The following is a 20,834-nucleotide window of genomic DNA, read 5'->3' as shown; positions in this document are numbered from 1 at the left end:
ACCATGCCGGCAACGCTCCCTTCGTTGTGCCTGTTGCGCCTGTCGGCGCTGGGGGACGTGACCCACGTGGTGCCGCTGGTGCGGACCCTGCAGCGCGCCTGGCCGCAGGCGCCGGCACTGCACTGGATCATCGACAAGGCCGGGCACAAGCTGCTGGACGGCCTGCCGGGCGTCGCGTTCCACACCTACGACAAGCGCAGCGGCCTGGCCGGCATGCGCGCCTTGCGCCGTGCGCTGCCGGCACAAGGCTTCGACGCGCTGCTGCAGATGCAGGTGGCGCTGCGCGCCAACGTGCTGTCGGCGTTCGTGCCGGCGCGCCGCCGCATCGGCTACGACCGCAGCCGCTCCAAGGACCTGCACGGCCTGTTCGTCAACGAGCGCATCCCCGACCGCCCCGGCATCCACGTGCTGGATGCGATCGGCAGCTTCTGCGAGCCGCTGGGCCTGCGCCAGACCGAGGTGCGCTGGGACCTGCCGGTGCCCGACGACGCCCATGCCTGGGCGCGCGCGCAATGGCCCGACGATGGCCGGCCGGCGCTGCTGATCTCGCCCTGCTCCAGCCACCAGCGCCGCAACTGGTATGCCGAGCGCTACGCCGCGGTGGCCGACCATGCCGCCGCGCAGGGCTGGCGGGTGGTGCTGTGCGGCGGCCGCAGCGATCTGGAGCGCAGTACCGCCGATGCCATCGTCACCGCGGCGCACACGCCGGTGCTCGACCTGGTCGGCCGCGACACGCTCAAGCAACTGCCGGCGCTGCTGCAGCGCGCGGCGTTGGTCATGACACCCGACTCCGGCCCCATGCACATCGCCAACGCGATGGGCACCAAGGTGCTGGGCCTGCACGCGGCCAGCAACCCGCGCCGCAGCGGCCCGTATTCCGATATCCGCTACTGCGTGGACAAGTACGACGCGGCCGCGCGCAAATACCTGGGCAAGCCGGCCGCGCAGCTGAAGTGGGGCAGCAAGATCGAATTCGACGGGGTGATGGACCTCATCGCGGTGGACGATGCGATCGCCGCGTTCGAGCGCTACCGCGCCGACCACGGCCATTGAAGCCATTGCGGCGGCGCCGGCGTCGCTCTACCATCCGCCGCGCGTCCTGCCGCCGACCTGGCCCGCAGGAGCCGCCGTAAGCGTTTACGTCAATCAACGCGCCAACTGCGCCGGATCCGTCCGGGGCTGTTTCCCGTCCAGGCCTGGCAGGCCGATGGCGGGTGGCGCCTTCGATCGACCGGCTTACGGAGAGTCCGCAATGTCACGTTCCCCGCTGTTTTCCCGCAAGCTGCCCCCGCACCATGCCGCCTGGGTGACTCCGCTGCTGTTGTCGGTGCTGATGACCTGCATCGTCTCGATGATCAGCACCCTGCGCAGCGTCGGCTTGGCGCCCGGCGTCGGCACGCTCTGGCTCGGCGCCTGGGCGCTGTCCTGGCTGGTCGCCTTCCCTACCCTGCTGCTGGTCCTGCCGCTGGTGCGGCGCCTGACCGGCCTGCTGGTCGCGCGCGACTGAAGGCAGCCCGGATGCCCGGGAGACGGCAACGCCTCCCGGGCACCACTCTCAGGCCGAGGCGTTGCGGTAATCCTGGTAGGACTTCTCTTCCACGTAGCTGGAGCCCAGGGCCAGGTTAATGTCCTTCTTGAGCCGCGCGCGCTCGTCGTTTTCGTAGTACACGCTGCGCGCCAGCTTGATGAACTCCTCGTCGAAGGCCTGCGCCTTCTCCTTGATCCGGATCTCGTCCTCGATCACCCACAGGCGCTCGTTGACCGCCTTCAGCTCCGCGCGCAGGCGCGCCACGTCGCCGCCGGCCGCCGGATGCGCCATCCAGGTCTTTTCCAGCGCCGACAGTTCGGCGTGCACATTGGCCAGCTTGGCCGGATCCTCGATGCGCTCGGACTTGATTTGCAGGATGGCGATCTTGTCGAGCAGTTCGCCGAAGGACACGGGCACCAGGATTTCGGACATGGCAGACACCACAAACAGGAGAAGGGAGAGTGTAACGGCCGCGTCTTAAAGCGGCGTCGGCACGCGGTCGCGCGCATCAAAAAAGCAAAAGGCCCCTGACGGGGCCTCATGCAAAACTGGCGGGAAGGGGGATGCACACGGTGCATGCTGCACCTCGCCCTGCGGGCGGCTGCGCCGTGCGCATCGGCTGTCGCCGATGGGTCGAACCCGCGTGGCTTCTCACCGCCCACTCCTGCGCTGATCACGCTCTGCGACCGCTGAAGGGCCTGTGCGCGATAGAACTGGCGGGAAGGGGGGGATTCGAACCCCCGAGGCGCTATAAACGCCTGCCTGATTTCGAGTCAGGTACATTCAACCACTCTGCCACCTTCCCGGGTGGTCCCCGGCGGACCGGGGGCGTGCATCATACGGTTCCCGCCGCGCGCGGACAAGCGGCCCGGCACCGGCGCCTCCACAGCCGCCTGGCGGCGCGGGGCGATGAACCCCGCCTGCTTGGCGCTGCGCGCGGCGATTGCCTGATCCGCGCGCGACCGCGATGATGCCCCTCGACCCCAGAAAACACCGGCCGGCCGCAGGCGCGCAATGATCGAATTCGGACACCTCACCCACGTCGGCCTGCGCCGCGACCTCAACGAGGACACCTACTACGGCGACCACGAACTGGGGCTGTGGCTGGTAGCCGACGGCATGGGCGGCCACGCCTGCGGCGAGGTCGCCAGCGCCCTGGCGCGCGAGGCCATCGTGCGCGAGGTCCGCGGCGGCACCGCGCTGGCGCAGGCCATCCGCATCGCCGACGAGGAAATCATCCGCGCCTCGCAGCGCCGCAACGACACCCTGCCGATGGGTACCACGGTGGTGGCCGCGCGGGTGCAGGGCAACCGCTTCGAAGTGGCCTGGGTCGGCGACAGCCGCGCCTATCTGTGGCGCGACGGCAAGCTGGCCCAGCTCAGCCAGGACCACAGCTACGTGCAGGAACTGATCGCGCAGGGAGCCCTCACCGCCGAGCAGGCCCGCGCGCATCCGCACCGCAACGTGGTCACCCAGGCGTTGGGCGTCACCGACCCGCAGCACCTGAACGTGGCCACGATGACCGGCGAACTGCGCCCGGGCATGCGCCTGCTGCTGTGCAGCGACGGGCTGACCGAGGAAGTGGACGATGCCGGCCTGGCCAGCGCGTTGGGCCACGACGACTGCAGCGCGCAGGAATGCGTGGACATGCTGGTCGCCGCCGCGCTCGACGAAGGCGGCTCGGACAACATCACCGCGATCCTGGTGCGCTGCCACTGAATCCGGTGTGGCGCGGCCGCCGCGCAACCTACGTCAGGGCACCGCTGGCTACTGCCTTCTTAACGCTCAAGCCGGCCAGGCTGCCCTGCAGGAGCGGCGTCGGCCGCAACAGGGCTTTACCGGGAGCGCCCCGTCGCGGTTGACGCCGCTCCTACAACATCCGTCCCGTCGTCATTCGAGGAGCCCTTCAGCCGGCCACCGCTTCCGCCACGACCGGTTCGGCGTCGTCCCACAGCGCGCGGCCGGCCTTCTTGCGCAGCTTCTCCAGCCGCGCCTGGTGCGCCTCCAGCTCCGAGGCCGTCGGCAACACCCGCGGCCGCGGCAGCAGCATCGTCATGTCGAACGCCGGCCCCTGCGCGGCCGCATGCGCGGCGCCGTCCTCGGCCAGGGCGAAACCGATCTCCTCCTGGCCGGAGGTCAGCGCGATGTACACGTCGCTGAGGATCTGCGCATCGAGCAGCGCGCCGTGCAGCTGCCGGTGCGAGTTGTCCACGCCCAGCCGCTTGCACAGCGCGTCCAGCGAATTGCGCTGGCCGGGGAAGCGCTCGCGCGCCAGCAGCAGGGTGTCGATCACCGTGGCACGGTCGAGGATGCGGCCGTAGGACTCGCCCAGCCGCGACAGCTCGTAGTCCAGGAACCCCAGGTCGAACGACGCGTTGTGGATGATCAGCTCGGCGCCGTCGATGAACTCCAGGAATTCATCGACCACCTCGTGGAACTCCGGCTTGTCGGCGAGGAAGTCCAGGGTCAGGCCGGTGACTTCCTGCGCGCCGGGTTCGAAATCGCAGTCCGGGCGCAGGTAGCGGTGGAAGTTGCGCCCGCTGGGGCGGCGTTCCAGCAGTTCCACCGCGCCGATTTCGACGACGCGGTTGCCCTTCTTCCATTCCAGGCCGGTGGTTTCGGTATCGAGGATGATCTGGCGCATGGGACTCGCAGCGGAAAAGGAAGACAAGATCAGGTCGCGACCGCGGCGCCGCCGGCGCGCACGTGCAGAGCCTGGTTGCGCGCCAGTTGGTCGACCCGCTCGTTGTCCGGATCGCCGTTGTGGCCCTTGACCCAGCGCCAGTCGATCGTATGCCGCTGCGCCGCGGCGTGCAGCCGTTCCCACAGGTCGCGGTTCTTGACCGGATCGCCGCCGGCGGTCTTCCACTGGCGACGCACCCAGCCCGGCATCCATTCGGTGATGCCCTGGCGCACGTACTGCGAGTCGGTGTGCAGCACGATCTGGCACGGCTCGTTGAGCGTCTCCAGCGCCATGATCGCGGCCATCAGCTCCATGCGGTTGTTGGTGGTGTGCGCCTCGGCGCCGGCCACCTCGCGCTCCAGTCCCTTGTAGCGCAGCAGCGCGGCCCAGCCACCGGGGCCGGGATTGCCGAGGCAGGCGCCATCGGTATGGATGTCGACAGTCTTCATGAAACTCCGTGTTCAGATGGAAGCGACCGAGCCGCGCCAGCGGACCGGCGCGCGCAACGGGATGGGGCCGATGCCGGCGGCGGTGCGTTTTTCCGCCTGCAGCAGGCAGACCGCGCGCAGCGGCGCGGCGGAGGTGGCCGGGCCGACGCCGCCGCGGGTCGGCCATACCGGCCCGAGATAGCGCAGTTGCTCCACGCACGGCAGGCCGGTCTGCTCGAGCAGGCCGCGCCAGCTGCCCGGCGGGCGCGCCACCAGGCCCTGCCGCCGCCAGCGTAGCCGGTACGGGCTCATGGCGTTGAGCGCGAACAGCCACAGGCGGCCGCCCGGCATGAGGATGCGCTCGCATTCCTCCAGCAGCGCCGCCGCGTCGGCGGCGAGCACGTGCTGCAGGACGATCGCGTTGACGCTCTCCGACGGCAGCGGCAGCGGCAAGGTGCATACCAGGTCGCCGGCATAGCCGCGGGGGCTGCGGTGCAGCCGCACGCCCCGCCCCGGCAGCTCGCGCCCAGGGGGCGGCAGCGGCACCGGCGCCAGCCACAGCCAGGGCTGCGCGGGGCGCTTGAGCAGGGCGTCGAGGATCAGCGGCTGCTCGGCCTGGAGCAGCGCCTGCGCCCCGGCCGTATCAAACCAGGATGAGACGTTGGCTTGACGAGGGAGCGACACGGCAGGCATGGTGCCAATTCTATGCGACTGATCGCCCTGCCCGCATTCCAGGATAACTACATCTGGGCGATCGCCACGGACGACGGGCGTGCGCTGCTGGTCGACCCCGGCCAGGCCGAACCGGTGCTGGAGGCCGCAGCGCAAGGGCTGCAGCCCGCCGCCATCCTGCTCACCCATCACCATGACGACCATATCGGCGGCGTCCCCGCGCTGCGCGAGCGCTGGCCGGACATCCCGGCGTACGCGCCGGACGACCCACGGATCACTGGTTTCGCCTGCCAGCGGGTCGGCGACGGCGATGTCGTGAAGGTCCTGGACTGGCAGTTCGATACCCTGGCTGTCCCGGGCCATACCCGCTCGCACCTGGCCTACGTCGGCTACGGCCACCTGTTCAGCGGCGATACGCTGTTCAGCCTGGGCTGTGGGCGCATGTTCGAAGGTACGCCCTCCCAGATGTTGGGTTCGCTGCAGCGCCTGTCTGCCCTCCCGGGGCAGACGCTGGTCTGCTGCGGACACGAATACACCTTGGCCAATGCGGCGTTTGCCGTCACGGTCGATCCCACCAACGCTGCCCTGCGGCAGCGCCATCAGGAAGCCCAGGCCATGCGTCACGCTGCCCGCCCCACCGTTCCCGTCCCCCTTGCCAGCGAACTGGCGACCAATCCGTTCCTGCGCACCGCCTCGGCGGCGATCCAGCAGGCGATCGGCGCCCGGCTCGGGCGGGGGGTGTCCGACGAGGTGGAAGTGTTCGCCGAATTGAGGCGCTGGAAAGACGATTTCCGCGCATGAGGGCGCTGGCGTTGACAGCGGCGCTGACGCTGGCGATGGCGTCGGCGGCGCCCCCCGCGGCGGCCGCGACCCCGCTCGCGGCGGCCCTCGAACAGACCGTGGCCGGGTTGAACGGCGTGCCGACGGACCCGGCGGCCCTGCCGCCGCCCACTACCCGTAACGGGCACGACATCCTCGCTCGCTTCCGCGACGGCCTGGCCGACGCGCGCTGCGACGCCGGCGCCACCGACGCACGCTGGCAGCAGCAGTTCTCGCGTGCGCCGTCGCGCCTGGCCGACGAGGACGAGGACGTGCTGCCGTTGTTCGGCTACGTGGTCGACGAACTGCGCGCGGCCAACCTGCCCACCGAGTTCGCGCTGATCCCGTTCGTGGAGAGTGGCTACCGCCCGGGCGCACGCAACAGCGGCGGCCCCGCCGGCCTGTGGCAGTTCATCCCGGGCACCGCACGTAACCACGATGTCCCGCTGGAGAACGGCTACGACGGCCGCCTGTCCGCGGTGGACTCCACCCGCGCCGCGGTGCGCTACCTGAAGACCCTGCACGGCATGTTCGGCGGCGACTGGCGCCTGGCGATCATGGCCTACAACGCCGGCGAGTACCGCGTGCTGCAGTCGATGCGCCGCGCCGGCATGAATGCGCAGAACGCCCAGCCGGACAAGCTGCCCGGGCTGTCCTCGGTCACCTATGCCTACGTCGAGAAGCTGCACGCGCTGGCCTGCGTGCTGGAACAGGCGCAGACCCGCGACGAATGGATGGCGTCCCTGGATCGCGACGTGCCGATCCTGCAGGCGCAGACCCTGCCCGCCGGGATGGCGCTGGACGACTGGGCACGGCGCCAGGCGTTGCAGGGCAACCAGCTCGCGCGGCTGAATCCGGCCCTGGGCAACGGCCGCAGCGCCAAGCGCGCGCTGCCGGTGCTGGCGCCTCGCAGCCTGGGCGGCCCCGTGCTGGCCCAGGACACCGCGCCGCCGGCGCAGGACGACGCCCCGATCGTCGCCACCGTGGCCAGCACCGACGACAGCCCCGCACCGCGCCGGGGCGCACGCGCTGGTGCGCGCTCCCGCCACACCCACACCGTGCGCGACGGCGACACCGCCTGGAACATCGCCAAGCGCTACGGCATCACCGTACAGGCGCTGTTGATGAAGAACGGCCTGTCCGCGCGCAGCGTGCTGCGTCCCGGCATGGTGCTGAGCTACGAGGACTGAGGCGCTCCCGCCTCGGCGGGACGACGTCCAAGACACGCTGCAACGCCCGCGGACGTGCACCACGCCGCGAGGATGACCAACCGTTTCCCAGACCGGAACGGCGCCGACCGGCACCAGCACCGGAAAGGCGGGCGTATCGCCACGTCCAGCCCCGACGGCAACCGCGCGCACTGCCCCGGCGGCAAGGGCAAGTTCGGCCGCGATCGCCGCCAGCGCGCGCAGCGCCTTGCGCAAGGCGAAGGCGGCGGTGTTCCGCGTGCAACTCACACGCGCCGCAGCCAGGCCAGCCAGCCAGCCATGGTCAGGCGCACGCGATGCACTTGCGCGCCCACGTTGCATACCTCTCCCGCGGCGAATCGCACACGCTGATGCACCCTGAAACGCAACAGGCCCGGCGATGCCGGGCCTGTTGCGTGACACGTTGGGCTGTCGAAGCAGCTGTTACAGCTGCGACTCCTGCACGCTGATCTTGAAGTGCTTGCGCATCGCATCGACGTAGGCCTTGGCATCGGCCGCGCCGTCGATCTGCGCCAACTGCTGCTGGAACATGGTCTGCTGCTCGGCCGGCACCTTGCTCAGGTCGCCCGGCGTCACCTTGGTGACCGCGAACAGCGCATAGCGCTTGCCCACGGTACCCGGCGCTGCAGGCAGTTCCACCTTGCCCACCGACGGCTTGCCGTCGACCGGCTGCGGTGCGCTGAAGATCACCTGGCTGGCCTGGGCGCTCGGCATCGGCACGTTGCGCGGCAAGCCCGGCATCGGGTTGATCTGCAGCTTCTCCGCGCCGGCCAGGGCCTGCAGGGTCTCGCCCTTGCGCAGGCGCGCCAGCAGCGCGTCGGCCTTGGCGGCGGCGGCCTTGGCGGTGCGGTCGGCATGCACCGCGGCCACCACCTGCTCGTGCACCTTGGCCAGCGGCTGGATCTGCTCCGGCTGGTGCTGGGTCACGCGGATCAGCACGCTGTGGTTCGGCCCGAGGTTGATCGGATCGCTGACCGTGCCGTCCTGCACCAGCGTGTCGGAGAACGCGGCGCGCAGCACCGCCGGCTGTGCGGCGATGCCGCTGGCGTTGGCGCGCGAGAACGGCCCCAGCGTCTGCACCGGCAGGCCCACTTCCTTCGCCGCCGAGGCCAGCGCGGTCGGGTTCTTGTAGACCAGGTCCACCAGCTTGCCGCTCAACTCGCTGAAGGCCTTCTCGCTGTCGGCCTTCAACTGCTCGCTGGCGAGCTGGTCGCGCACCTGCTCGAACGACTTGCCTTCGCCGCCCTTGACCTGGCGCAGTTGGATGATGTGATAGCCGAATTCGCTCTTCACCGGGCCGACGATCTCGCCGGGCTTCATCGCGAACAGCGCATCCTCGAACGGCTTCACCATCACGCCCTTTTCCACCCAGCCCAGATCGCCGCCGGCGTTCTTGGAGCCGGGGTCGTCGGAGTTGGCGCGGGCCAGCGCGGCGAAATCGGCGCCGGGCTGCTTGGCTTCGGCCGCCAGCTTGGCCGCCTTGGCCTCGGCCGCCTTCTGCGAGGCCGCATCCTTGCCGGCGCTGATCAGGATGTGCGAGGCCAGTCGCTGGTCGGGCTCGACGAAGCGCGCCTTCTCGTCGTCGTAGCGCTTGCGCAGCGTCGCCTCGTCGGCCGGCTTGACCGGCGGCAGGTTGGCCGCATTGAGGTCGACGTACTCGATCGTCACGGTTTCCGGCTGCTTGAAGTCGGACTTGTGCGAGTCGTACCACTGCTGCACCTGCGCGTCGCTGACCGGCGCGGTGTCGGCCGGCACTTCCGGCAGCAACGCCATTTCCACGTCGCGGGTCTCGCCCAGCATCTTCAGCAGGCGATCGGTCTCCTGCTTGGTGGCGAACGCCGATTCTGCGAGGCCGGACGGAATCACCGACTGCTGCAGCGCATCGCGCACCAATTGCTGGAACATGGTCGGCGTGCGCGGCGGCGTGCCCGAGGCCAGGGCCAGGCGGTAGCGCTCCGGATCGAACTTGCCGTCGTTCTGGAACGCAGGCATGGCGCTGATGTAATCGCGCACCGCGGCATCGCCGATGACCACGCCGGCGCGTTCGGCCGACAGCTTGGCCACCTGCTCGTCGATCAATTGATCGAGCAGCTTGCGCTTGTTGTCGATGCTTTCGAACGCACGCGGATCGAAATCCTCGCCCTGTTGCTCGCGCGCCTGGATGCGCGCCTGCTCGAAGCGGGTACGGAACTGTTCCGTGCTCACTTCGTGGTGCTGCCACAGCAGCGACACCGGCCACCACGACGGCGCCGACGACCACCACGACGGCGGCGCCTGTACCTTGGCGACATTGTTGGCACCGACGCCACCGAGGTAGCTGTTGTCGATGACGAACAGGAACGGAATCATCAACAGACCGATGATCGCGGTGGCGATCCAGCCCGAGGTCTTTTCGCGAAGTTTCTGCAGCATTGGGAACCGACGGCCTATTGGCGAGCCGCGCAGTTTAACCCGCTTCACGCCCTGCGGCAGAACCGCCGGCCCGGCCGGCCGCGCCGGTCATGCGCCGCGGCGGCGGATCGGGAGCGGGCACGGGAGGGAAACAGGCGTGATGCGGAAAAAAGAAACCCCCGATCGCTCGGGGGTTTCGCGTACAAATGGCGGAGTGGACGGGACTCGAACCCGCGACCTCCGGCGTGACAGGCCAGCATTCTAACCGACTGAACTACCACTCCGCGTTTGAACGGAGGCGGGCGCGAGGCCCGCTTTCCCGCAGCGGCCGGGCCAACGCTGGTGCGTGGCGGCGACTGCGAGAAACGAAACCCCCGATCGCTCGGGGGCTTCGGTACAACTGGCGGAGTGGACGGGACTCGAACCCGCGACCTCCGGCGTGACAGGCCAGCATTCTAACCGACTGAACTACCACTCCGCTTTTGAAACTTGTCGCTTGGTGCTCTGGTGGGTGCTGAGGGTTTCGAACCCCCGACCCTCTCCGTGTAAAGGAGACGCTCTACCGCTGAGCTAAGCACCCTAGCGAGTCGATTAGTTTACGGCATCCTTCAGCGCTTTACCAGCCTTGAACGTCGGATTCTTCGACGCGGCGATCTTGATGGAGTCGCCGGTCTTCGGGTTGCGGCCGGTGCGCTCGGCACGGTCGCGCACCTGGAAGGTGCCGAAGCCCACGAGCGTGACGCTGTCGCCCTTCTTCAGGGCCTTGGTCACTTCCGACACGAAGGCGTCGATGGCACGACCGGCTTCGGCCTTGGAAATATCGGCGGCAGCGGCGATCGCGTCGTTCAGTTCGGCTTTATTCATTTCTTGATGACTCCATGTGCGGCAGAAGACCGCGGATTGAGGATCGGGTGTCGGCGTGGCCTGCCTCGCCTGAGCGAGACCCCGATGGATATGTTTTGCACTACCAAGCACGCCCATTCGCGGTGCTCGCAAGCGCTGCATTTATACCAGCGGGCCCATACCCGCGCAAGCCGAAAAGCCAACAACGGCGCGGGTTTGAGCCGTTTGCGCGGGTGCGGTTCAGCGCGCGTCAGTGCTTGACGCGCGGGTTCGAGGATGCTTTCTGCTTGCGCCGCGACGGTGCCTGTTCGGCATCGGCGGCAGGCTTCGGCGCAAGCGGACGCTCCAGCGCCAGATCCAGCACTTCGTCGATCCACTTCACCGGCACGATCTTCAGGTCGCGGGTGACGTTCTCCGGGATGTCGGCCAGATCCTTGCGGTTCTCCTCCGGGATCAGCACGGTGCGGATGCCGCCGCGCAGCGCGGCCAGCAGCTTCTCCTTGAGGCCACCGATCGCCGAGACGCGGCCACGCAGGGTGATCTCGCCGGTCATCGCCACGTCCGCCTTCACCGGCACCTTGGTCAGCATCGACACCAGCGAGGTCACCATCGCGATGCCGGCGCTGGGGCCGTCCTTCGGCGTGGCGCCATCGGGCACGTGCAGATGCACGTCGTGCTTCTGCAGGAAGTCCGCCTCGATGCCGAGCCGCTCGGCGCGCGAACGCACCACCGACAACGCCGCCGACGCCGATTCCTTCATCACATCGCCGAGCTGGCCGGTCAGGATCACCGCGCCCTTGCCCGGGACCAGGGTCGATTCGATCTGCAGCAGGTCGCCGCCGACCTCGGTCCAGGCCAGGCCGGTCACCAGGCCGATCTCGTTCTGCTCCTCGGCACGGCCGAAGTCGTAGCGACGCACGCCCAGGTACTTGTCCAGGTTCTTCGAGCCGACGACGACCCGCGCCTTGTCCTTGCGCACAGCGCCCTTCTTCGCCACGGCCTTCTTCGCCGGGGCTGCCGGCTGCGGACCGGCCAGCGCGATTTCCTTGACAACCTTGCGGCAGATCTTGGCGACTTCGCGCTCGAGGTTGCGCACGCCGGATTCGCGCGTGTAGTAGCGCACGACGTCGCGGATCGCGTCGGCACCGATCTCCAGCTCATCCTGCTTCAGGCCGTTGGCCTTGAGCTGCTTGGGCACCAGATAGCGCGCGGCGATGTTGAGTTTCTCGTCCTCGGTGTAGCCGGGAATACGGATCACTTCCATGCGGTCCAACAGCGGACCGGGGATGTTCAGCGAATTGGAAGTCGCCACGAACATCACTTCGGACAGGTCCAGGTCCACTTCCAGGTAGTGGTCGTTGAACGCGTTGTTCTGCTCGGGATCGAGCACTTCCAGCAGCGCCGAGGACGGATCGCCGCGGAAGTCCATGGACATCTTGTCGATCTCGTCGAGCACGAACAGCGGATTCTTGCTGCCGACCTTGTTGAGGTTCTGCACGATGCGGCCCGGCATCGAGCCGACATAGGTACGGCGGTGACCGCGGATCTCCGCCTCGTCGCGCACGCCGCCCAGCGACATGCGCACGAACTTGCGATTGGTCGCCTTGGCGATGGACTGGCCCAGCGAGGTCTTGCCCACGCCCGGCGGTCCGACCAGGCACAGGATCGGCCCCTTCATCTGCTTCACCCGCGACTGCACCGCGAGGTACTCGAGGATGCGGTCCTTGACCTTCTCCAGGCCGTAGTGATCGGCGTCGAGCGTTTCCTGCGCGACCTTCAGATCCTTGCGCACCTTGCTGCGCTTCTTCCACGGCACGCCCAGCAGCCAGTCGAGGTAATTGCGCACCACCGCGGCTTCGGCCGACATCGGCGACATCTGCTTGAGCTTGTTGAGTTCGGCCTTGGCCTTGGTCTCCACCGGCTTGGGCATGCCGGCCTCGGCGATCTTGCGCGCCAGCTCCTCCAGCTCGCCCGGCGCGTCGTCGAGGTCGCCCAGTTCCTTCTGGATCGCCTTCATCTGCTCGTTGAGGTAGTACTCGCGCTGGCTCTTCTCCATCTGCGACTTGACCCGGCCGCGGATGCGCTTCTCCAGCTGCTGCACGTCGATCTCGCCGTCGACCAGGCCGACCAGCATCTCCAGCCGCTCGCCCACTTCCAGCGTTTCCAGCAGGCGCTGCTTGTCGGCCAGGCGCACGCCGATGTGCGCGGCGATGGTGTCGGCCAGGCGGCCGGGCTCGTCGATGCCGGACAGGGTCTGCAGCAGTTCCGGCGGCAGCTTGCGGTTGGTCTTGACGTACTGCTCGAACAGCGACATCAGCGAGCGCGCGATCGCCTCGACCTCGCGCTCCTCGCGCGATTCGGCGGCATCGATCTCGCGGCCTTCGCCCTGCAGTGCGCCGTCGCGCTCGGCGACCTTGTCGACGCTGACCCGCGACAGGCCTTCGACCAGCACCTTGATGGTGCCGTCGGGCAGCTTCAGCAATTGCAGCACCTGCGCCAGCGTGCCGACGTTGTACAGGTCAGCCGCCGCCGGATCATCGGTCTCGGCGGATTTCTGCGCGACCAGCAGGATGCGCTTGTCGGCCTCCATCGCGTGCTCGAGCGCGCGCATGGATTTGTCGCGACCGACGAACAGCGGGATGACCATGTGCGGGAAGACCACGACGTCGCGCAACGGCAGGACCGGCAGGTCGAGGACTTCGGATTGGGACTGGGCCATGAGGATTCCGATTTGGGAGGCGGGAACGCGATGCGGGCGGCCATAAAAACGCCGATGGCCCCGTTATGGGGCCATCGGCTGGACGATGCAAGGGGAGCGCAGAACCCCTTTATGTTTCAGCGACTTACCGGCAGGCCTGGGGCACGCGACGGGGTCGCCGCGCACCACCGGCCCGGGGTCACTCCGCGGAGGCGACCTTGGGCGGCGCCGGCGGGGTCTGGTAGATCAGGTACGGCTCGGACTTGTGCTCGATCACCGACTCGTCCACCACCACCTTGCTGACGTTTTCCTGCGACGGCAGCTCGTACATCGTGTCCAGCAGCACCGACTCGACGATGGTGCGCAGGCCGCGCGCGCCGGTCTTGCGCTTGAGCGCCTTCTTGGCGATGGCCAGCAGCGCGTCCTGGCGGAACTCCAGCTCCACGCCTTCCATCTCGAACAGCTTCTTGAACTGCTTGGTGATGGCGTTCTTGGGCTCGGTCAGGATCTTGATCAGTGCCGGCTCGTCCAGTTCCTCGAGCGTGGCGACCACCGGCAGGCGGCCGACGAACTCGGGGATCAGGCCGAACTTGATCAGGTCTTCCGGCTCGACGTCGGCCAGGATCTTGCCGACCTCGCGCTTGCGCTCGGCGCTCTTGACCTTGGCGCCGAAGCCGATGCCGCCAGCGTCGTTGGAGCGCTGCTGGATCACCTTGTCCAGGCCGGCAAACGCGCCGCCGCAGATGAACAGGATGTTCTTGGTGTCCACCTGCAGGAATTCCTGCTGCGGATGCTTGCGCCCGCCCTGCGGCGGCACCGAGGCGACCGTGCCTTCGATCAGCTTCAGCAGCGCCTGCTGCACGCCTTCGCCGGACACGTCGCGGGTGATCGACGGGTTCTCGCTCTTGCGCGAGATCTTGTCGATCTCGTCGATGTAGACGATGCCCTGCTGCGCCTTGTCGACGTCGTAGTCGCACTTCTGCAGCAGCTTCTGGATGATGTTCTCCACGTCCTCGCCGACGTAGCCGGCTTCGGTCAGCGTGGTCGCATCGGCGATGGTGAACGGCACGTTGAGCAGGCGCGCCAGCGTCTCGGCCAGCAGCGTCTTGCCCGAACCGGTCGGACCGACCAGCAGGATGTTGGACTTGGCCAGTTCGACCTCGTCGTTCTTCTGTCGGCTCTCGATGCGCTTGTAGTGGTTGTACACGGCCACGGCGAGCGTGCGCTTGGCGCGCTGCTGGCCGATCACGTACTGATCGAGCACCTCGAGGATCTCGCGCGGCTTGGGCAGGCTGCTGCGTGCCGACTGCGCCTTCTCCTCAAGCTCCTCGCGGATGATGTCGTTGCACAACTCGACGCATTCGTCGCAGATGAACACGCTGGGCCCGGCGATCAGCTTACGGACCTCGTGTTGACTCTTGCCGCAGAACGAGCAGTACAGGATCTTGTTGCTGTCGCCGGAACGGCCTTGCCGGTCTTCGCTCATTGCTTCGCTTACCCAGTTACCCCACCCGATGAACGGGGGTTCGATTTCGAGAATAGCACAGGGCCGGGAGGACGCTAGCCCGACCCCGGCCCTGCGGAATACGCTGCGTTTTGCAGTACATGCAAGCCTTATGCCGGCTGGATGGACTCGTCCGGGCGACGCTCCAGCACCTGGTCGACGAGGCCGTAGGCCTGCGCGTCGACGGCGCTCTTGAAGTTGTCGCGCTCGGTGTCGCGGGCGATGGTTTCCAGCGACTGGCCGGTGTGCTTGGCCAGGATTTCGTTCAGCCGCGCGCGCAGGGTCAGGATCTCGCGGGCGTGGATGTCGATGTCGGTGGCCTGGCCCTGGAAGCCGCCCAGCGGCTGGTGGATCATCACCCGCGAGTTCGGCAGCGCATAACGCTTGCCGGCCGCGCCCGACGCCAGCAGCAGCGCGCCCATCGAGGCGGCCTGGCCGACGCAGATGGTGCTCACGTCCGGCTTGATGTACTGCATGGTGTCGTAGATCGCCATGCCGGCAGTGACCACGCCGCCCGGCGAATTGATGTAGATGCTGATGTCCTTTTCCGGATTGTCCGCTTCCAGGAACAGCAGCTGGGCCACGATCACGTTGGCCATGTGGTCGTCGATCGGGCCGACCAGGAAGATCAGGCGCTCCTTCAACAGACGCGAATAGATGTCGTAGGCGCGCTCGCCGCGGCTGGTCTGCTCGACCACCATCGGAACCAGATTCAAGGCCTTGGTCACATTGTCCACGCGGTGATCTCCTGCTGCTCGGGGTCCGACCCTGTACGGGGGTGTACAGGGCTTCGCATCGTGTTGCACCCCGCCGCCGCGGGGAGGTGAAACGGGATCCGCGTCGCGCAGGCTGGCTGCGCAACGCGGTGGCGCGTCGTCTTATTGACGGATCGCGTCCTGGAACGACATCGCCTGCTCGGTGTGCTGGGCGCGCTCGGCGATCCAGTCGATCACCTGCTCTTCCATCACACGGCTCTGCAGTCCTCCCATCAATTGGGGATCGTTGCGGTACATCTCAATGACCTGCTCCGGCTCTTCGTAGGTCGAGGCGATCAGGCGCAGCGTCTCCGAGACCCGCTTCGGGTCCAGGCGCAGTTCGTTGCGGCGGGCGACCTCGCCGACCAGCAGGCCGACCAGCACGCGCTTGCGCGCCGCGTCCATGAAGCCCTGGTGGGCGTCCTCCGGCACCTGGCCCGGGTCACGGCCGGAACGGCGCAGTTGCTCGACCTGCTGCGCCAGCATGGCGCGCGCCTCGTTCTCGACCAGGCGCGGCGGCATTTCCACCGAGGCATAGGCGGCGATCAGTTGCTCGCCGACTTCGCGACGCAGGCGGTTCATCAGCGCGCCCTTGAGCTCGCGCTCCAGGTTGATGCGGATGTCCTTGCGGAACTGCTCGGCATCGCCGCTCTTCACGCCGAAGCTCTTGATGAACTCCTTGTCCACTTCCGGCAGCACCGGCGCGGCCACGTCGACCGCCTTCACGTGCACCTGGACCTGCTTGCCGGCGAACTGCGGCACGCGCCAGTCGGCCGGGAAGTCGACCGTCAGCGTCTTCTCTTCGTCCTTGGACAGGCCGATCAGGCCCTGCTCGATCGCCGGGAACATGACGCCCGAGCCGATCACGCTGCTGCCCTTCTCCACGCCTTCGGCCGGCAGGCGCTCTTCGCCGACCTGCGACCAGGTCTCCAGGGTCACCAGGTCGCCGTCCTGCGCCGGACGCGCGGCCGGCTGCCAGGTGCGGCGCTGCAGGCGCAGGTTCTCGATCATCTGCTCGATGTCGGCGTCGGTGACCTCGGCGGTGTGGCGGATCACCTGCAGCGTCGAGACGTCGATGTCGCCGAAGTCCGGCACCACTTCGAAGGTGGCCACGAACTGCAGTTCGTTGTCGCCGGCGCGGTCGATGCGCGGATTGCCGGCCAGGCGCAGCTCGTGCTCGCGCACGGCCGAGTCGAAGGTCTCGCGCAGCAGGCCGTCCAGCGCCTCGGCGCGGATCTGCGGCCCGAAGCGCTGCTCGATCACCTTGGCCGGAATCTTGCCCGGACGGAAGCCCTTGATCCGCGCGGTGCGCGCGACTTCGCGCAGGCGGCCGCCGACATGGGTTTCCAGGCGATCCTCCGGCAGGGTGAAGGTCAGACGCCGTTCCAGGGTACCGGTGGTTTCGATCGAAGCTTGCATGTGGACTCCTGCCACCGGGAGCCCACGGCTCTCGGCACGATGTAGAAAAGTACGGGTTGGCGCGGGCACGGGACAGCCGCCGCAGCCGGATAGTTTCGCCTATTCCCGCGGCGCCTGCCAGCGCAGGGCCGGGCGGCCACCGTGGCGACGCCGAACCCACCATCGCCGCGAGGGGCCGCAGGGGGTTGGATGGTGCGAAAGAGGGGACTCGAACCCCTACGCCTTGCGGCACTGGTACCTAAAACCAGGGCGTCTACCAATTCCGCCACTTTCGCGCTGTGGCGCCGGATGGCGCCCGCCGGCACATTGTTGCAGGCCGGCCGGCAAAGAAAAAGGCACCTGCCGGAGCAGGTGCCTTTCGTTTTGGTGGGCCGTCAAGGATTCGAACCTTGGACCTATTGATTAAGAGTCAACTGCTCTACCAACTGAGCTAACGGCCCTGAAACTGAGTCGCACATTCTATGTGCTTTTTTGCTTCGTTGCAACACCCCGCGAAGCATCGGGTCACGCGATCAATGGGGTGGCTGAGGGGACTCGAACCCCCGACATCTGGAATCACAATCCAGTACTCTAACCAACTGAGCTACAGCCACCATTGAAACCTTGCATCTCCCGCCCGGCGCCGGTGTTGGCGCGCCCGACAGGAATCGAACCTGTAACCGCCGGCTTAGAAGGCCGGTGCTCTATCCAGTTGAGCTACGGGCGCCCTGGCTGGATTGTCGCATTCCTTTCCGCCGTTGGACATCGGATTGGTCGGGGTAGAGGGATTCGAACCCCCGACATCCTGCTCCCAAAGCAGGCGCGCTACCAGACTGCGCTATACCCCGGCGGAACATCCCTCGCGGCCGAGGCCGGAAAGGTCGGCTATTGTGGGAAGCTTGCGGCCCGCTGTCAACGTCGCATGCACGCAACATCGCCTGCGCTATGCTCAAGCCTTGCCATCGGCATCGGCCGAACGCCTTTTTTGAAGGAGAAAACAGCATGCTTCGCAGCGGCAATCCCGCCCTGAAGGAATCCACCTTCCTCGATCTGCGCAGCGGCACCGTGGTCTCGCCCGGGAGCAGCACGGTCGCCGCACGCGACAGCGGCGCGATGACACTGAACGGTACCGCCAACAAGACCGGCATCCTGCTGATGCTGACGGCGCTCACCGCCGCGTTCGCCTGGAGCCAGTCGGTCTCGATCGATGCCGCGGGCAACGCGATGATCGCCCCGGGCGTGGTCGGCTACGCGGCGGGCGGCCTGATCGGCGGCCTCATCCTGGCCCTGATCACGATCTTCAAGAAGGAATGGTCGCCGATCACCGCCCCGCTGTACGCGCTGGTGGAAGGCTTTTTCCTGGGCTCGCTCTCGGCGATGTACGAAGTGCGCTTCAACGGCATCGTGCTGCAGGCGGTGATGCTGACCTTCGGCACCCTGTTCGCGATGCTGTTCGCCTACCGCAGCGGTCTGATCAAGGCCACCGAGAACTTCAAGCTGGGCGTGTTCGCGGCCACCGGCGGCATCGCCCTGGTGTACCTGGCGACCATGGTGCTGGGCCTGTTCAACATCCAAATTCCCTACATCCACGGCTCCGGCCCTATCGGCATCCTGTTCAGCCTCTTCGTGGTGGTGGTCGCGGCACTGAATCTGGTGACAGATTTCGACTTCATCGAGAGCGGCGTCGAACAGGGTGCGCCCAAGTACATGGAGTGGTACGGCGCGTTCGGCCTGATGGTTACGCTGGTATGGCTGTACGTGGAGTTCCTGCGCTTGCTGTCGAAGCTGCAGTCGCGGAATTGACGCCCGGAGTCGGGAATCGGGATTGGGGAATCGTAAGAGCGACTCCCCTTGCTCGATGAGCGGACGTGGCTTCAGACAACTTGCAAGCAAAAGAAAAGGGCGCCCTTGGGCGCCCTTTCTTCTAGTGCGATCTTGCGGCGGGCTCAGAGGCGGCCGGCGATGGCCTTGGCGAAGCCCATGGTGTTGCCGCTGCCGCCCAGGTCCGGGGTCAGCCCGTCCTTGGCTTCCAGGGTGGCGACGATGGCGTTGCGCAGGCGCTCGGCGTTCTGCGGCTGGCCGATATGGTCCAGCAGCTGCGCCGCGCCCAGCAGCAGCGCGCACGGGTTGGCCTTGCCCTGCCCGGCGATATCCGGGGCCGAGCCGTGCACGGCTTCGAAGATCGCCGCGTCCACACCGATGTTGGCACCCGGGGCCAAGCCCAGGCCGCCGACCAGGCCGGCGCACAGGTCCGACAGGATGTCGCCGAACAGGTTGGTGGTGACGATGACGTCGAACTGCTCCGGACGCATCACCAGCTGCATGCAGGCGTTGTCGACGATCATTTCCTGGAATTCGATCTCCGGGTAGTTCGCCGCCACTTCGCGCGCCACCTTCAGGAACAGGCCCGAGGTGGACTTGATGATGTTGGCCTTGTGCACCGCGGTGACCTTCTTGCGGCCGGTCGCGCGGGCCAGGTCGAAGGCGTAGCGGACGATGCGCTCGGAGCCCTTGCGGGTCACCTTGGCCATCGACAGCGCGGTCTCGCCGTCGGCGGACACTTCCTGGCCTTCGCTCAGGTAGGCGCCTTCGGTGTTCTCGCGCACGGTGATCAGGTCCACGCCGGCGCCGAAGCGCGACTTGGTGTTCGGGAACGACTTGGCCGGACGCACGTTGGCGTACAGGTCGAACTGGCGGCGCATGGCCACGTTGATCGAGCTGAAGCCCTCGCCCACCGGCGTGGTCAGCGGGCTCTTCAGCGCCACCTTGTTCTTGCGGATCGACTCCAGCGTGGCGGCCGGCAGCAGGTCGCCGTGCTTCTCCAGCGCCACCAGGCCCGCGTCGGCGTATTCGTAGGTGAGGCCGGCGTTCAGCGCGTCGAGCACGAACAGCGTGGCGTCCATGATCTCCGGGCCGATGCCATCGCCACGGATGACCGTGATTGTCTGCGTCATAGGGTTGCGGTTTCCGTACAAGAGGGGGGAGCGCCGCCCGGGAACCGGGGCTGCAGGCGCAAGGAGGTTTCAGCGGTAATTATGCCCGAAGCCGGTGAAGGCGCCCAAAACCGGGCAGCCTTCGGCAACCGGCGCCGGCGGCCGCCGGCCGACCGGGGCGGGCTCAGTCGTGCGCGTGCTGCGCCGGGGCGGCGGCCTCGCCGGCCTCCAGCGTGTCGAGGAAGTCCACGGCGCGGCGCAGGTGCGGGATCACGATCGAACCGCCGACCACCAGGCCCACCGAGAAGGTCTCGAAGAACTCCTCGCGGCTGACCCCGGCCTCCTTGCACTGGGCCACGTGGTAGCTGATGCAGTCGTCGCAGCGCAGCACCAGCGAGGCGACCAGGCCGAGCAGCTCCTTGGTCTTCACGTCCAGCGCGCCGGCCTGGTAGGTCTGGGTATCCAGCGCGAAGAAGCGCCGCACCACCTGGTTCGGCTCGGCCAGGATGCGCTGGTTCATGCGCTGGCGGAACTCGGTGAACGCGCGGACCCGGTCCTGCCCGGCCGCACCGCCCTCGCCCGTCTCGGCGCCGCTCATGCCTGCGCCTCCGGGGCGTGGCCGTCGAGCAGCGGCTCCAGCTTGCCGGCGCGGTGCAGCGCCATCATGTCGTCGTAGCCGCCGACATGGACGTCGCCGACGAAGATCTGCGGCACGCTGGTGCGCCGCGCCAGGGCGACCATCTTCTCGCGCTCGGCCGGATCCAGGTCGATCCGCACCTCGTTCCAGGTCCGGCCCTTGCTCTTGAGGAAGTTCTTGGCCGCCACGCAGTACGGGCAGATCGCGGTGGAATAGAGGGTGATCGGCGCGCCGCCGGCGTGGCCGGTGTCGGCAGTTGGGTTGTCCACGGGAAACTCCGGGCGGTGTAGAAGGTCCAAGCCACTATGGTAGCGGCCGGGTGGATTTTCGAGGCCGC

General features: G+C 67.7%; 19 protein-coding genes and 9 tRNA genes. 6 read left to right on the top strand and 22 right to left on the bottom strand.

Translation table 11 applies throughout. From position 1 onward, the window contains the following. Positions 1-3 precede the first annotated feature (3 nt). A complete protein-coding gene (locus Q7W82_RS07980) occupies positions 4-1,053 on the top strand; it encodes a glycosyltransferase family 9 protein (RefSeq protein WP_242161566.1) in 1,050 nt (349 codons plus the stop codon). Positions 1,054-1,252: 199 nt separating this feature from the next. Next, positions 1,253-1,507 carry a DUF2798 domain-containing protein gene (locus tag Q7W82_RS07975; protein WP_242161564.1) on the top strand — a complete coding sequence of 85 codons (255 nt, stop codon included), beginning with the start codon at positions 1,253-1,255 and terminating at the stop codon, positions 1,505-1,507. A gap of 48 nt (positions 1,508-1,555) precedes the next feature. Here Q7W82_RS07975 and Q7W82_RS07970 read toward each other — a convergent pair whose 3' ends face one another. Together Q7W82_RS07970 and Q7W82_RS07965 are read right to left on the bottom strand one after the other, a co-directional pair. Next, positions 1,556-1,960: a DUF6165 family protein gene (locus Q7W82_RS07970; RefSeq protein WP_019798098.1), complete on the bottom strand. Its 405-nt coding sequence runs from the start codon at positions 1,958-1,960 to the stop codon at positions 1,556-1,558. A gap of 282 nt (positions 1,961-2,242) precedes the next feature. After that, positions 2,243-2,333 (bottom strand) — tRNA-Ser (locus Q7W82_RS07965). Positions 2,334-2,542: 209 nt separating this feature from the next. On the opposite strand from Q7W82_RS07965, the gene Q7W82_RS07960 reads away from it, so the two are divergent. Further along, positions 2,543-3,247, top strand: coding sequence for a protein phosphatase 2C domain-containing protein (locus Q7W82_RS07960; RefSeq protein WP_048490132.1), 705 nt, complete (start codon positions 2,543-2,545; stop codon positions 3,245-3,247). 187 nt (positions 3,248-3,434) lie between these two features. On the opposite strand, the gene dnaQ is transcribed toward Q7W82_RS07960, so the two are convergent. Genes dnaQ through Q7W82_RS07945 form a run of 3 tightly spaced genes read right to left on the bottom strand, consistent with a single transcriptional unit; the run spans position 3,435 to position 5,332 of the window. After that, positions 3,435-4,172, bottom strand: coding sequence for a DNA polymerase III subunit epsilon (dnaQ, locus tag Q7W82_RS07955; RefSeq protein WP_184502504.1), 738 nt, complete (start codon positions 4,170-4,172; stop codon positions 3,435-3,437). A 29-nt stretch (positions 4,173-4,201) separates the two neighbouring features. Next, a complete protein-coding gene (gene rnhA / locus Q7W82_RS07950; RefSeq protein WP_017907823.1) occupies positions 4,202-4,660 on the bottom strand; it encodes a ribonuclease HI in 459 nt (152 codons plus the stop codon). Positions 4,661-4,672: 12 nt separating this feature from the next. Continuing rightward, entirely contained in the window at positions 4,673-5,332 is a 660-nt protein-coding gene (locus tag Q7W82_RS07945; RefSeq protein ID WP_242161562.1) for a hypothetical protein, read from the bottom strand. A 12-nt stretch (positions 5,333-5,344) separates the two neighbouring features. Here Q7W82_RS07945 and gloB point away from each other — a divergent pair, with 12 nt between their 5' ends. Continuing rightward, positions 5,345-6,112 (top strand): hydroxyacylglutathione hydrolase, encoded by a 768-nt coding sequence (gene gloB / locus Q7W82_RS07940; RefSeq protein WP_242161560.1) that lies wholly within the window; start codon positions 5,345-5,347, stop codon positions 6,110-6,112. Further along, positions 6,109-7,320, top strand: a complete 1,212-nt coding sequence (locus Q7W82_RS07935) for a lytic transglycosylase domain-containing protein (protein ID WP_242161558.1) — start codon at positions 6,109-6,111, stop codon at positions 7,318-7,320. The genes gloB and Q7W82_RS07935 overlap by 4 nt, the downstream gene beginning before the upstream one ends. A gap of 441 nt (positions 7,321-7,761) precedes the next feature. Here the strand turns inward: Q7W82_RS07935 and Q7W82_RS07930 are convergent, their stop codons facing one another. From Q7W82_RS07930 to Q7W82_RS07865, 14 genes are all read right to left on the bottom strand, one after another. Further along, on the bottom strand, positions 7,762-9,750 hold the full coding sequence (locus Q7W82_RS07930) for a peptidylprolyl isomerase (protein WP_242161556.1): 1,989 nt from the start codon (positions 9,748-9,750) through the stop codon (positions 7,762-7,764). Between the two features lie 186 nt (positions 9,751-9,936). Further along, positions 9,937-10,013, bottom strand: a tRNA-Asp gene (locus tag Q7W82_RS07925). A gap of 117 nt (positions 10,014-10,130) precedes the next feature. Beyond that, a tRNA-Asp gene (locus tag Q7W82_RS07920) sits at positions 10,131-10,207 on the bottom strand. Positions 10,208-10,234: 27 nt separating this feature from the next. Further along, positions 10,235-10,309 (bottom strand) — tRNA-Val (locus tag Q7W82_RS07915). Between the two features lie 11 nt (positions 10,310-10,320). Then, on the bottom strand, positions 10,321-10,593 hold the full coding sequence (locus Q7W82_RS07910; protein ID WP_010341124.1) for an HU family DNA-binding protein: 273 nt from the start codon (positions 10,591-10,593) through the stop codon (positions 10,321-10,323). Positions 10,594-10,822: 229 nt separating this feature from the next. Further along, positions 10,823-13,291 (bottom strand): endopeptidase La, encoded by a 2,469-nt coding sequence (gene lon / locus Q7W82_RS07905; RefSeq protein WP_242160369.1) that lies wholly within the window; start codon positions 13,289-13,291, stop codon positions 10,823-10,825. Positions 13,292-13,469: 178 nt separating this feature from the next. Next, positions 13,470-14,756 (bottom strand): ATP-dependent Clp protease ATP-binding subunit ClpX, encoded by a 1,287-nt coding sequence (gene clpX, locus Q7W82_RS07900; protein WP_184502510.1) that lies wholly within the window; start codon positions 14,754-14,756, stop codon positions 13,470-13,472. 128 nt (positions 14,757-14,884) lie between these two features. After that, on the bottom strand, positions 14,885-15,511 hold the full coding sequence (clpP, locus tag Q7W82_RS07895; protein ID WP_017907831.1) for an ATP-dependent Clp endopeptidase proteolytic subunit ClpP: 627 nt from the start codon (positions 15,509-15,511) through the stop codon (positions 14,885-14,887). 141 nt (positions 15,512-15,652) lie between these two features. After that, positions 15,653-16,948, bottom strand: a complete 1,296-nt coding sequence (gene tig / locus Q7W82_RS07890; RefSeq protein WP_242160368.1) for a trigger factor — start codon at positions 16,946-16,948, stop codon at positions 15,653-15,655. 190 nt (positions 16,949-17,138) lie between these two features. Further along, positions 17,139-17,223: transfer RNA gene (locus Q7W82_RS07885), tRNA-Leu, on the bottom strand. Positions 17,224-17,312: 89 nt separating this feature from the next. Continuing rightward, a tRNA-Lys gene (locus tag Q7W82_RS07880) sits at positions 17,313-17,388 on the bottom strand. A gap of 76 nt (positions 17,389-17,464) precedes the next feature. Continuing rightward, positions 17,465-17,541, bottom strand: a tRNA-His gene (locus Q7W82_RS07875). 36 nt (positions 17,542-17,577) lie between these two features. Beyond that, positions 17,578-17,654 (bottom strand) — tRNA-Arg (locus tag Q7W82_RS07870). A 44-nt stretch (positions 17,655-17,698) separates the two neighbouring features. Further along, positions 17,699-17,775 (bottom strand) — tRNA-Pro (locus Q7W82_RS07865). A 154-nt stretch (positions 17,776-17,929) separates the two neighbouring features. On the opposite strand from Q7W82_RS07865, the gene Q7W82_RS07860 reads away from it, so the two are divergent. Then, the gene (locus Q7W82_RS07860; protein WP_242160367.1) at positions 17,930-18,730 is read left to right on the top strand and encodes a Bax inhibitor-1/YccA family protein; all 801 of its coding nucleotides are present in this window, start codon (positions 17,930-17,932) and stop codon (positions 18,728-18,730) included. Positions 18,731-18,873: 143 nt separating this feature from the next. On the opposite strand, the gene Q7W82_RS07855 is transcribed toward Q7W82_RS07860, so the two are convergent. The 3 genes from Q7W82_RS07855 to grxC form a co-directional block, all read right to left on the bottom strand. After that, the gene (locus Q7W82_RS07855) at positions 18,874-19,881 is read right to left on the bottom strand and encodes an isocitrate dehydrogenase (protein ID WP_019797148.1); all 1,008 of its coding nucleotides are present in this window, start codon (positions 19,879-19,881) and stop codon (positions 18,874-18,876) included. A gap of 163 nt (positions 19,882-20,044) precedes the next feature. Then, entirely contained in the window at positions 20,045-20,458 is a 414-nt protein-coding gene (locus tag Q7W82_RS07850) for a carboxymuconolactone decarboxylase family protein (RefSeq protein ID WP_242160366.1), read from the bottom strand. Further along, positions 20,455-20,766: a glutaredoxin 3 gene (grxC, locus tag Q7W82_RS07845; RefSeq protein ID WP_242160365.1), complete on the bottom strand. Its 312-nt coding sequence runs from the start codon at positions 20,764-20,766 to the stop codon at positions 20,455-20,457. The genes Q7W82_RS07850 and grxC overlap by 4 nt, the downstream gene beginning before the upstream one ends. Positions 20,767-20,834 lie beyond the last annotated feature (68 nt).

Origin of the sequence: Xanthomonas indica, from assembly GCF_040529045.1 — a bacterium.
GTDB classification, from domain to species: domain Bacteria; phylum Pseudomonadota; class Gammaproteobacteria; order Xanthomonadales; family Xanthomonadaceae; genus Xanthomonas_A; species Xanthomonas_A indica.
The sequence above is the reverse complement of the archived record's forward strand: the minus strand, read 5'-3'. Positions and strand labels throughout refer to the sequence as shown.